The sequence below is a fragment of the Isoalcanivorax pacificus W11-5 genome (genome assembly GCF_000299335.2).
GTDB classification, from domain to species: Bacteria; Pseudomonadota; Gammaproteobacteria; order Pseudomonadales; family Alcanivoracaceae; genus Isoalcanivorax; species Isoalcanivorax pacificus.
The window spans coordinates 867,610-878,967 of the sequence record NZ_CP004387.1; the positions used below are offsets into that span (position 1 = coordinate 867,610).

The 11,358-nt window shown below is 64.1% G+C and carries 10 protein-coding genes; 7 read left to right on the top strand and 3 right to left on the bottom strand.

Translation table 11 applies throughout. From position 1 onward, the window contains the following. Window positions 1–14 precede the first annotated feature (14 nt). Window positions 15–479, top strand: coding sequence for a tRNA adenosine(34) deaminase TadA (tadA, locus tag S7S_RS04105; RefSeq protein WP_008738031.1), 465 nt, complete (start codon window positions 15–17; stop codon window positions 477–479). 187 nt (window positions 480–666) lie between these two features. On the opposite strand, the gene mltF is transcribed toward tadA, so the two are convergent. Then, window positions 667–2,100: a membrane-bound lytic murein transglycosylase MltF gene (gene mltF / locus S7S_RS04110; RefSeq protein ID WP_008738029.1), complete on the bottom strand. Its 1,434-nt coding sequence runs from the start codon at window positions 2,098–2,100 to the stop codon at window positions 667–669. Between the two features lie 382 nt (window positions 2,101–2,482). On the opposite strand from mltF, the gene purL reads away from it, so the two are divergent. Together purL and S7S_RS04120 are read left to right on the top strand one after the other, a co-directional pair. Beyond that, window positions 2,483–6,367, top strand: a complete 3,885-nt coding sequence (gene purL / locus S7S_RS04115; RefSeq protein ID WP_008738028.1) for a phosphoribosylformylglycinamidine synthase — start codon at window positions 2,483–2,485, stop codon at window positions 6,365–6,367. Window positions 6,368–6,382: 15 nt separating this feature from the next. Beyond that, window positions 6,383–7,045, top strand: a complete 663-nt coding sequence (locus S7S_RS04120; RefSeq protein ID WP_008738027.1) for a PaaI family thioesterase — start codon at window positions 6,383–6,385, stop codon at window positions 7,043–7,045. A 2-nt stretch (window positions 7,046–7,047) separates the two neighbouring features. Here S7S_RS04120 and S7S_RS19530 read toward each other — a convergent pair whose 3' ends face one another. Both S7S_RS19530 and S7S_RS04130 read right to left on the bottom strand, forming a co-directional pair. Further along, window positions 7,048–7,299, bottom strand: coding sequence for a hypothetical protein (locus tag S7S_RS19530; RefSeq protein WP_202966524.1), 252 nt, complete (start codon window positions 7,297–7,299; stop codon window positions 7,048–7,050). Window positions 7,300–7,701: 402 nt separating this feature from the next. Further along, window positions 7,702–8,391, bottom strand: coding sequence for a winged helix-turn-helix domain-containing protein (locus tag S7S_RS04130; RefSeq protein ID WP_238582936.1), 690 nt, complete (start codon window positions 8,389–8,391; stop codon window positions 7,702–7,704). Between the two features lie 93 nt (window positions 8,392–8,484). On the opposite strand from S7S_RS04130, the gene S7S_RS04135 reads away from it, so the two are divergent. The 4 genes from S7S_RS04135 to zigA all read left to right on the top strand — a co-directional run bounded on the left by S7S_RS04135 (window position 8,485) and on the right by zigA (window position 11,358). Next, window positions 8,485–9,183 (top strand): PaaI family thioesterase, encoded by a 699-nt coding sequence (locus S7S_RS04135; protein WP_008738462.1) that lies wholly within the window; start codon window positions 8,485–8,487, stop codon window positions 9,181–9,183. After that, window positions 9,180–9,518 (top strand): YqfO family protein, encoded by a 339-nt coding sequence (locus S7S_RS04140; protein WP_008738460.1) that lies wholly within the window; start codon window positions 9,180–9,182, stop codon window positions 9,516–9,518. The genes S7S_RS04135 and S7S_RS04140 overlap by 4 nt, the downstream gene beginning before the upstream one ends. A 272-nt stretch (window positions 9,519–9,790) precedes the next feature. Beyond that, window positions 9,791–10,072, top strand: coding sequence for a hypothetical protein (locus S7S_RS04145; RefSeq protein ID WP_008738457.1), 282 nt, complete (start codon window positions 9,791–9,793; stop codon window positions 10,070–10,072). Between the two features lie 80 nt (window positions 10,073–10,152). After that, window positions 10,153–11,358, top strand: a complete 1,206-nt coding sequence (gene zigA / locus S7S_RS04150; RefSeq protein ID WP_008738455.1) for a zinc metallochaperone GTPase ZigA — start codon at window positions 10,153–10,155, stop codon at window positions 11,356–11,358.

Here is an 11,358-nt window from a genome sequence, read left to right on the forward strand (position 1 = left end):
TGAAGGAGTGAGCCGTGACCGACGACGAAAAGTGGATGCATGAAGCCCTGGCGCTGGCCAAGCAGGGTGCCGCCGAGGGTGAAGTGCCGGTGGGCGCCCTGGTGGTGCGTGACGGGCAGGTGCTCGGGCGTGGCTGGAACCGCCCCATCGCCGGGCATGATCCGACCGCACATGCGGAAGTGATGGCGTTGCGTGATGCCGCGCGTCATGAAGCCAATTACCGGCTGACCGGTGCCACGCTGTACGTCACCATCGAACCCTGCACCATGTGCTTCGGCGCGCTGATGCATGCACGTATCGCGCGGCTGGTGTACGGCGCCACGGAACCGCGCGCGGGCACCTGCGTGAGCCAGTTGCGGCTACCGGAACAGAGCTTTTATAACCATCGTCTTGAAGTGACGGGTGGGGTGTTGGCGGAGGAGAGCGCAATAATGTTGCGTGGGTTCTTTCGGCAGCGGCGTGGGAGCGGCGAAAGCTGACCTGTCGGTTCGGTAGGGTGGGTAGAGCCAACGGCGAAACCCACCGGGTCCATGCCATGGCTCACTCCCGCAAAAATATCGAAGCTACCCCTCTACGGAGGCGAGCAGTTCCGCTGGTTTTGTGCGAGCAGTGCGGCACATGGACATGGTGGGTTTCGCCGTTGGCTCTACCCACCCTACCCCAAATTCAGAGGTTCCCGCTGGCTTCTGCGGCGGGCTGCGCCATGGCCAGCATCATGTTGCCGTGGCGCTGGGTGTTGGTGGCCCAGACCAGGGTGTCGTAGTAGCCGCGAATGGCACGTACATACACCACCGCCTGACCGCCGCCGCTGGCATAGCCATGGCGGGCGTGCTGGTAGTGCTGTGGCTGGCGCAGCAGCGGCAGGCGGCCGCGTACATCGGCCCACAGGTCCGGGTCGCCGCCCTGGCGCTGAGTCAGCACGCGGGCGTCTTCCAGGTGGCCGATACCGACGTTATAGGCGGCAATCGCCATCCAGGTCCGGTCCGGCTCGGGGATGCGCGCCGGCATGCGGTCGTGCAGCTTGCGCAGGTAGGCGGCGCCGGCGCGGATGCTTTCAAACGGATCTTCACGGTCGCCCACGCCCATTTCATTGGCGGTGTGCTGGGTCAGCATCATCAGGCCGCGGACGCCGGTGGGAGACACCGCGCGCGGATCCCACATGGATTCCTGATAACCGACGGCGGCCAGCAGGCGCCAGTCGAAGCCACTGTCCTCGCCGGCCTGCTGGAAGGCGGCCGTGTAGTCGGGCAGGCGGTTGTCCAGGTGACGCATGAAAGAGCGTGCCGCGTACAGATTGAAGCGCTCGGCGTGGCTGTAGAAGCGCTGTTCCAGGGCGGCGACGGTGCCGTCCGCCTTGACGCGGTTCAGGTAGCGCTGAGCTGCATGGTAGAGCTGCGGGTGTGTTTCCCGCTGGAAGGCCCAGCCGAATTGCGCTTCGCTGGCGTCAAAGGCGGACACCAGTTCCGGGAACAGGGTGCGGTGGATGGCGTAGGCGTTGGAATCCACCATGGTGTAGTCGGCCCGCCCGTCATGCACCAGCGCCAGCAGTTGCTCGGCGCTGGCGCCCGGCAGTTCCTCGACGTCGAGGAATGGCACTTCCTGCTGCAGCAGCGCCAGTTGCTCTGCGTGGCTGCTACCCTCCAGCACGACGATGCGCTTGCCGGCCAGTTCGCTGACATTGCGTGGGCGCGGCTCGCCCATGCGATAGATGATTTTCTCCTGCACGGCCTGGTAGCCCGTGGAGAAGTCGAATTCCAGTTTGCGCTGCGGGGTGATGGTCAGGCCGGCGGCGGCCAGGTCGGCACGGCCGTCGCGCAGGGCGTCGAACACTTCGTCCAGGGTGTCGGCTTCGACGATCTGCAGGTCGACGCCCAGTTCCTTGGCAAAATCTTCGGCCAGCTCATATTCGAGGCCGGTATACCCGTACTGGTCTTCGTAGTAGGTCGTCGGGGAAACACGGGTCACCACGACCAGTTCGCCCCGTGCCTGGATACGCTCCAGTGCACTGGGTGCCGGTTTCATGGCGGTGGTGGCAGCCACGGCAGTAAGGATGGCCGCCGGGACCAGCAGGTGCCTGATCTGTTTTTTCAGTGCGCTCATATCCGGTTCCAATTGCTCTGTCAGGGTGACTGACAGGCCGGTACTGCCGCTTCCGACCGATATACCCCCGGTAAGGGACGTGTCCGTGTCGCTTCACCCCCTGTGCTACGACACGGCGCGGACTCTAGCATCGCTCCTACACTATATCGAGCCTATTTGTAGGACAATCAAGCCCTTGGTGCTGTCTGCCCCTATTTTCAGGACTGTGGCGGGGGGCGGCCCTCGGTAGGCCGGCTGAGGCAGGGCCTGTCGGGCTGCTGCGGATGCCTGAGACGGGTGTACACCGTCCGGAGCCGGCCACGGCGGCTGCCATCGGCGGTCAAATCCCGTATCATTGCGCCTCTTCCACCCCTCCCGGAAATAGCTGAATTAAAGGCGAGTCATGCTGATACTCCCCGGTTCCCCCGCGTTGTCCGCGTTCCGTCAGGAAAAGCTGCTGCAGTCCCTGCCCGGCGTGACGGCTCTCGGCGCGCGTTTTGTGCATTTCGTGGACACCGACGGCGAACTGCCCGCCCGGGCGCGCGATGTGCTCGGCAAGCTGCTCAGCTACGGCCCGAACACAGCGGTGGAAATGCCGGAAGGCACGCTGTTCGTCGTGGTGCCGCGTCCCGGCACCATTTCGCCCTGGTCCTCCAAGGCCACCGACATCTGCCATAACGCCGGGCTGACCCAGGTGCGCCGCGTCGAGCGCGGCATCGAATACCGTCTGGCGTTCGCGTCGGGCGAGGTGGACGACACGGCCATCCGCGCTGCGCTGCACGACCGCATGACCCAGGCCGTGCTGGCCGACCTGAACGATGCCGCCCGGCTGTTTGCCCGGCAGGCGCCGGCGCCGCTGTCGCGCATCGATATCCTCGGCGGTGGCCGGGGTGCGCTGGAGCGCGCCAACAGCGACCTGGGCCTGGCTCTGGCCGAGGACGAAATCGACTACCTGATGACCCAGTTCACGCGTCTGGAGCGCAACCCCACCGACGCCGAGCTGATGATGTTCGCGCAGGCCAATTCCGAGCACTGCCGGCACAAGATCTTCAATGCCTCCTGGCTGATTGACGGCGCGCAGCAGGACAACAGTCTTTTCGGCATGATCCGCAATACCTTTAAACAGCACCCGGGCCGGGTGCTGTCCGCCTACAAGGACAATGCGTCGGTGATGGCCGGCAGCGAGGCCGCGCGCTTCTTCCCGCACCCGGAGACGGGCGTCTATCAGTACGTCACCGAGCCGGTGCACATCCTGATGAAGGTGGAGACACACAACCACCCGACCGCCATCGCCCCGTTCCCCGGCGCGGCGACCGGCTCCGGCGGTGAAATCCGCGACGAGGGCGCCACCGGCCGGGGTGCCAAGCCGAAGGCCGGCCTGAACGGTTTCTCGGTATCGAACCTGAACATTCCCGGCTTCCGCCAGCCCTGGGAAGGCGATTACGGCAAGCCGGAGCGCATTGCCTCGGCGCTGGACATCATGATCGACGGCCCGCTCGGTGGCGCCGCGTTCAATAACGAATTCGGGCGCCCGAACCTGTGCGGGTATTTCCGTACGCTGGAAATCAGCGCACCGGGTGCCAACGGCGATGAAATGCGCGGTTACCACAAGCCGATCATGATTGCCGGTGGCCTGGGCAATATCCGCGACGGCCATGTCGAGAAACAGGAAATTCCGGCCGGTGCACACATCATTGTGCTCGGTGGCCCGGCGCTGCTGATCGGCCTGGGCGGTGGGGCCGCGTCGTCCATGGCCTCCGGCGAGAGCGCCGAGGACCTGGACTTTGCCTCGGTACAGCGCGACAACCCGGAAATCGAGCGCCGCTGCCAGGAAGTGATCGACCGCTGCTGGGAACAGGGCGACAACAACCCGATCGTGTCCATTCACGATGTGGGCGCCGGTGGCCTGTCCAATGCCCTGCCGGAACTGGTGCACGACGCCGGCCGTGGTGCGCGCCTGCAACTGCGCAAGATTCCCTGCGATGAGCCCGGCATGAGCCCGGTGGAAATCTGGTGCAACGAAGCGCAGGAACGTTATGTGCTGGCAGTGCAACCCGCAGACCTGGACCGGTTTGCCGCCCTGTGCGCACGCGAGCGCGCCCCGTTCGCCGTGCTGGGCCAGGCCACCGATCAGGAACACTTGCGTGTCGAGGACAGCCACTTCAAGGAAGCGCCGGTGGACCTGCCGATGGACGTGCTGTTCGGCAAACCGCCCAAAATGCAGCGCGAATTCGACCGCACCGATTTTGAACGCCAGCCGTTCGACCTGGACGAGGTGGAACTGAAAGACGCCGTCCAGCGGGTGCTGAGCCTGCCCACCGTGGCGGCGAAAACCTTCCTTATCACCATCGGCGACCGCAGCGTGACTGGCCTGGTTCATCGCGAGCAGATGGTCGGCCCCTGGCAGGTGCCGGTGGCCGACTGCGCCGTGACCGCCTCCGGTTACCAGCACTACACCGGCGAAGCCATGTCCATGGGCGAGCGCACGCCGCTGGCGCTGGTGGACGCTGCGGCATCCGGCCGCATGGCCGTGGCCGAGGCGCTGACCAACCTGGCCGGCACCGATGTCGGAGCGCTGGGCAACGTCAGCCTGTCCGCCAACTGGATGGCGGCGGCCGGCCATCCGGGCGAAGACCAGAACCTGTTCGATACGGTGCAGGCCGTCGGCATGGAATTGTGCCCGGCGCTGGGCATCAACATCCCGGTGGGCAAGGACTCGCTGTCCATGCGCACCCTGTGGACCGACAAGGGCATTAACAAAAGCGTGATCGCGCCGCTGTCGCTGATCGTGTCCGCGTTTGCGCCGGTCGGTGATATCCGCAAGACCGTGACCCCGCAATTGCGTACCGAACAGCCCAGCACATTGCTGGTGGTCGATCTCGGCTGCGGCCAGAACCGCCTGGGCGGTTCGGCGCTGGCGCAGGTATACGGTCAGATGGGTGACGAGGCGCCGGACATCGACGACCCGAAGCGCCTGAAACACTTCTTCGAGGTCACGCAGAAACTGGTCCGCGAAGGCGCGTTGCTGGCCTACCACGACCGCTCTGATGGTGGTCTGTTCGCGAGCGTCGTGGAAATGGCCTTCGCCGGCCGCGTCGGGCTGGATCTGGTGCTGGACCACATCGCTGGCGACAATCGGGAAGCACTGGAAGCGTTGTTTGCCGAAGAAGCCGGTGCCGTGCTGCAAGTGCGCGAAGACCTGGCTGATCACGTGATTGCCGAATACGCCGAAGCCGGCCTGGGCGAGTGCGTGCACCGTATCGGCGAGCCGAACGCCGATGACGTGCTGCGTATCCGTCTCGGCGGGGCCATTTTGCTGGAAACCCCGCGCCGCGTGCTGCACCGCACCTGGGCCGAAACCAGCTATCGGATGCAGGCGCTGCGCGACAACCCGGCCTGCGCGTTGCAGGAATTCGACGCCATTCCGCACGCCAACGATCCCGGCCTCAACGTACGCCTGACCTTCGACATGACCGACAGCCCGGCCGCCGGGCTGCTGGGCAGCGCCAGCCGTCCGCGCGTGGCGATATTGCGCGAGCAGGGCGTCAACGGCCAGCTGGAAATGGCCGCCGCGTTCGAGCGCGCCGGCTTCGAGGCGGTGGACGTGCACATGAGCGATCTGCTCGCCGGCCGTGTCGATCTGGCGGATTTCCGTGGCCTGGCGGCCTGCGGTGGTTTCTCCTACGGCGACGTGCTCGGTGCCGGCGAAGGCTGGGCCAAGACGATTCTCTACAACGACGAGCTGCGTGATGCCTTCAACCGTTTCTTTTATCGCGAAGACACCTTCGCGCTGGGCGTATGCAACGGTTGCCAGATGCTGTCCGCACTGAAAGAGCTGATCCCCGGTACCGAGCACTGGCCGCGTTTCGTGCGCAACCAGAGCGAGCAATTCGAAGCACGTACCTCGCTGGTGGAAATCACGCCGTCGCCGTCCATCTTCTTCACCGGCATGGCCGGCACGCGCATTCCGATTGCCGTGGCACACGGCGAAGGGCAGGCGGAAATCAGCGACGAATCGCTGGCCCGTTGCCAGGAAAACGGCCTGGTGGCGGTGCGCTTTGTCGACAGCCTCGGCAACCCCACCGAACAGTACCCGGCCAACCCGAACGGCTCGCGCGAAGGCGTCACCGGCTTCACCAGTGCCGATGGCCGCGTCACCATCCTGATGCCGCATCCGGAGCGTGTATTCCGGGTCGTGCAGAACAGCTGGTACCCGGACGACTGGGCCGGCTTCGAAGACGGCCCGTGGCTGCGCATGTTCCAGAACGCACGGAAATGGGTGGGCTGACAGGACAACAACAATATGACTGACAAGACCTTCGGGCCGTTCGAACTGCTGGCGGCCCACAAAGGCGACGTGCCGGCGGATTTCGTGGCCCGCCGGCGCATCGCCGCCGCCATGCAGCAATTGTCCGAACGCCTGATCCGCGCCGAGGCCAGCCAGGCCGACCTGGAGCACTGGGCCGGCACACTGGAGCAACTGGCAGAGACGGTGGGCACACCGGAGCGCCGTGATACCCGCGCCGCCAACCGGCGCATGTTCAGCGGCGCGGCCACGGCAGGCGATATCTTCGACATGATGGATTTTGACCCGGCTGGCGGCCTCTCCAACCCGATTTCCCCGCCGCTGACCTGGATAAAGGAAACCCCGGAAGGCGTCGAGGCGGAAGTGTATCTGGGCATGCACTACCAGGGCCCGCCAGGCCGCGTGCACGGCGGTGTGATCGCACTGCTGCTGGATGCGGTGCTGTCGCGCGCCATGCATGCCGCACTGAAAATCGGCGTCACCGGCACCCTCAACGTGCGCTACCTCAATAGCACACCCATCGAAACCACCGTGCGCTTCACCGCGCGCCTGCGCGAAATGGACGGCCGCAAGATGTTCATCGAAGGTGGCGTGTTTGCCGGTGAGGAACAGACGGTGCAGGCGGAAGGTATTTTCTTTCAGCCGCGCTTCGGGCGCTGAGGTCAGAATCTGACATTGTTCAGCGCCCGCTCCACATCGGGCAGCACGTCATTGGCAATGCCCAGCAATTCGGCGAGCAGTGCATCGTCGATATCCATATAACCTTCGTATTCCGCCAGGTTGCGGCGCTCGTGACACAGGACGAGCAATCGCACCTGGAGTGCTGGCAGTGACAGCGTGTGGGTCAGGCATTGAAACACCAGATAGCGGCGCTCGGAGCGATAACCGCGCAGGCGCAAGGCCGTCAGTGCCATGGCATGGGCAGCGTTGTAGGCAAGGGAACCTCTGAATAACTCCCCGGTGGTTCTGCGGGCGCTACAGCATGCAGTAGCAAGGCGCGGCGCGCCGGCAATGGCATCGTCCTTGTCAAGCGACGCAACGCGGCTAATGCGTGCTGTAGCGCCCGCCCTCCGGGGCTTTCCGGGCAGCACCTGCTCCGCGTTGCGACTTCTCGACGTAGCCCGCTATGCCTTCGAAGTCGCGCCTTGATCAGGTGCTGCCCGGAAAGCCAGAACCACCGGGGAGTTATTCAGAGGTTCCCAAGGTCAAAACGGCTGGCAAAAGACAGTGCGGTGTTATTGGCGTCCTGTAGCCTGTCTCTGGCAGATTGCAACAACCCCTCGCACTCACGGCGGTCGGGTGGTTCGGGTTTCAGATCACCTGTGCGGGCCAGGTTTATCAGATTTTCGAGCGGGCTCATCCTTGAACTCCGGTTCCTCGCCGATCAGCACTATGGTTGGCTGTGCGGCAACGCGGGTGGCAAAGCTGTGTCCGGCGGCCTTCCTGGCCAGCCATTCCTGAACGGTGAGCAACGTCGGGTTGATGGTGCGGCCAAGCATTTTTTCAACCGGGAGCAATGGCGCCATGACCTCGCCATAAAGTAATCCGTCGCCGATCAGCAACAGATCAATGTCGCTGTCTGCGGTGTCCTCACCCCGGGCGATAGAACCATAGATAACGGCCCAGGCCAATCGTGGCAAAAAGGGAGCCAGTGCGGTGCGCAAGGGCTCTGCCATGCCGAACGTCTTGAGCACAATGCTGCGCAGTTCCTCAAAGATCGGGCAGCGGGCATCGGCCTGATAACGCATCTGATTGCCTTGCCTGAAACGCGTCAGGATGCCCGCAGCCTGCAGGCGCTCAAGTTCCCGCGAGATGCTTCCCTTGCCGACCTGGGACCAGCGGGCGATCTCATTGGTGTAAAAGCTGCTGTGAGGATTGCCGTACAGCAGCGCCAGAAGACGCTGTTGCGTGGTGGAGAAGAGGGCGTTGCCCAACTGTGTGGATGGCATGGCAATCCGTATCGGTCCTTTTTTGGGAACGATAGGTCCCATTTTGGGACCGGTCAAGGCTGGTGTTTCCTGTCATGGGGTTTGCCGCCGCTTCGCGGTACGCTTTGCGGCCTTGAGTCTGAGCCTCTGATCCAAGCAGGAGATGTCCCCTTGAGCGACCACTACGGCCTGTTCACCCACCGTATCGCCGAACCCCACGAACCGAATGAGGAATACCGCGTGCGCCGCGCCCTGGCCGCCTCGCTGCGCGAGATCCAGGACCGTCTGGTGCGCCTGGATGCCCCGCAGGCCATGCTGGAGCAATGGGCGGCGCAGATGGCCACGGTGGCCGAGCAGGTGCGCGATTATCCCCGCCGGGGCCAGAGCGCCATCTTCCAGCGCCTGTACCTGGAGCAGGGCAGCCACCGCGATGTGCTGGATGCCTTCGACCACGAGATCATGACCGGCCTGTCGTCGTCGCTGGCGCCGCCGCTGAGCCTCTGGCTTGACGGCGATGTGGTGCGCGGCCGCGCCAACCTGGGCCTGCCCTGGCAGGGCCCGCCGGGCCGTGTGCACGGTGGCGTGGTGGCGCTGATGCTGGATATCCTGATGGCCAAGACTCAGGACATGGTCGAGGGCATCGGCATGACCGGCACGCTGAATATCCGCTACCAGGCCGGCACGCCGCTGAAAACCGATATCGACATGGAAGCCCGTATCCAGCGCCTGGATGGCCGCAAGCTGTTTGTCGAAGGGCTGTTCTTTGTCGGCGGCGAACAGGTGGTGCGTGCCGAAGGTGTGTGGATCTGCGCCCGGGGTGATTACCGCTGGCGCGAGGGCTTCCCGCTGCGGCAGCAAGAGGTGTCATGACCAACACCGTCTACAAACTCTGCTTCTATGTGCCGGAAACGCACGTCGAAGAGGTGAAGAACGCGGTCTTCGAGGCGGGTGCCGGGCGCATTGGCGACTACGACTGTTGCGCCTTCCAGACCCTCGGTGAAGGCCAGTTCCGGCCATTGGACGGCAGCCGGCCGTTTCTCGGCGAGCAGGGCAGGGTAGAGCGGGTGGCGGAGTACAAGGTGGAGATGATCTGCCTGGAAAGCCAGCTGCGTGCTGCCCTGGCAGCGCTGCGTCTGGCGCATCCTTATGAAGAGCCGGCGATCGATCTGTGGCCCCTGACGCCGCTGCCGGACAGCCCCGCCTGACCCTGGAATGGCCCCTTCTGACACCCCGTTCACCCCTCAAAACTGTGACACAGTAAGCGCTTTGGAGTGTTCTGTACGCTTCGTAGCGCCTTTGTTCTGAAACTGTAGCCCCGGCTTGTTCCGGGTACCCGCGCTGAGTCAATAATCACTGCCAGCCTGCCCGTGGTGCGCTACCCGGGGCTGGCTTTTCGTCGGGCGCCGGCATGGGGTAGGCCGGGGTCTTTTGGCAGGTTTTTTCGCTCCGGCTTTTTCGGGGTATCGCGGAGAACAGCATGACTCTGTTTCAGGCATTGCGGTGGCTGGATGAGCTGGAGTACGTCATCGAGGCCCTGGCCCAACAGGCCACCACCGAGGCACGCGCCACGCTGGTGGAACTGATTCTGGAAGCAGAGTCCGACGCCCAGCTCGACGTCAATGAACGCACCATGCTGCTCAACACCCTGGAACGCGCCCGTGGCGCCCTGATTCAGGCGGATGAAGAACAGCCGCCGGAAGTGATGCCGGCGTCGATCCTCAGCGGGCTGACCCGCCGGCTCTGGCAACAGGTGCACTGACGCCGGAGAACCCTCATTGGCAGGGTAGTCTCTACAAACGGTTATGTTATAACATAACTGTTTTAACAGAGGCTGCCCCGATGTCCCTGCCTGTATCCCGTCTGCCCGTCACGGTGCTGTCCGGTTTTCTCGGCGCCGGCAAGACCACCCTGCTCAACCATATCCTCAACAACCGCGAACAGCGTCGTGTGGCGGTGATCGTCAACGACATGAGCGAGATCAATATCGACGCCAGCCTGGTGCGCGGCGAAGTCACGCTCAACCGTGCCGAAGAAAAACTGGTCGAAATGAGCAACGGCTGTATCTGCTGCACCCTGCGTGAAGACCTGCTGCGCGAAGTGCGCGCGCTGGCGGAGGCGGGCAGGTTTGATTATCTGGTGATCGAATCCACCGGCATTTCCGAACCCTTGCCGGTGGCCGAGACCTTTACCTTCGCCGACGAAGACGGCGTCAGCCTGGCCGATGTCTCGCGCCTGGACACGCTGGTGACGGTGGTGGATGCCGTCAACTTCCTGGCCGATTTCCATGCCGCCCGCGCGTTGCAGGAAACCGGCGAATCACTGGGTGAAGAAGATGAGCGCAACGTCGCCGACCTGCTGGTGGACCAGATCGAATTCTGTGATGTGCTGGTATTGAGCAAGACCGATCTGATCACCACCGAGGCGCTGGAAGAACTGACCGGCATCCTGCGCAGCCTCAACCCGGATGCCCGTATCGTGCCTGCCGTGATGGGCAAGGTGCCGCTGGATGCCGTGCTGGATACCGGCCGCTTCAGCTTTGAGCGCGCTGCTGCCGCGCCGGGCTGGCTGCGCGAAATGCGGGGCGAGCATGTGCCGGAAACCGAAGAGTACGGCATCCGCAGCACCCACTATCTGGCGCGCCGCCCGTTCCATCCGCAGCGGTTTTATGATTTCCTGCACCGCACCTGGGACAATGGCCGCCTGCTGCGCTCGAAAGGCTACTTCTGGCTGGCCAGCCGCCCGCAATTTGCCGGACAGTGGAGCCAGGCCGGCGGTATTGCCCGGCACAGCCCGGCCGGCATGTTCTGGAAGGCGGTGCCCGAGGAGCGTTGGCCGGATGATCCGGAAACGCTGGCGATGATCCGCGAAAAATGGATGGAGCCGTTCGGCGACATGCGCCAGGAACTGGTCTTCATCGGTCAGCAACTGGACATCGGGCGCCTGCATGCGGAACTGGATGCCTGCCTGCTGGACGACGACGATCTGCTGGCCGGCCAGGCGCACTGGAAAAACCTGCCGGACCCGTTCCCGGTGTGGTACGAGTAA

What these genes read in the sequence shown, in the direction of transcription:
- S7S_RS19530 (WP_202966524.1), bottom strand. Translation starts at nt 7,299, where the DNA reads ATGGCACTGACGGCCTTGCGCCTGCGCGGTTATCGCTCCGAGCGCCGC.
- S7S_RS04120 (WP_008738027.1), top strand. Translation starts at nt 6,383, where the DNA reads ATGACTGACAAGACCTTCGGGCCGTTCGAACTGCTGGCGGCCCACAAA.
- mltF (WP_008738029.1), bottom strand. Translation starts at nt 2,100, where the DNA reads ATGAGCGCACTGAAAAAACAGATCAGGCACCTGCTGGTCCCGGCGGCC.
- S7S_RS04145 (WP_008738457.1), top strand. Translation starts at nt 9,791, where the DNA reads ATGACTCTGTTTCAGGCATTGCGGTGGCTGGATGAGCTGGAGTACGTC.
- S7S_RS04140 (WP_008738460.1), top strand. Translation starts at nt 9,180, where the DNA reads ATGACCAACACCGTCTACAAACTCTGCTTCTATGTGCCGGAAACGCAC.
- purL (WP_008738028.1), top strand. Translation starts at nt 2,483, where the DNA reads ATGCTGATACTCCCCGGTTCCCCCGCGTTGTCCGCGTTCCGTCAGGAA.
- zigA (WP_008738455.1), top strand. Translation starts at nt 10,153, where the DNA reads ATGTCCCTGCCTGTATCCCGTCTGCCCGTCACGGTGCTGTCCGGTTTT.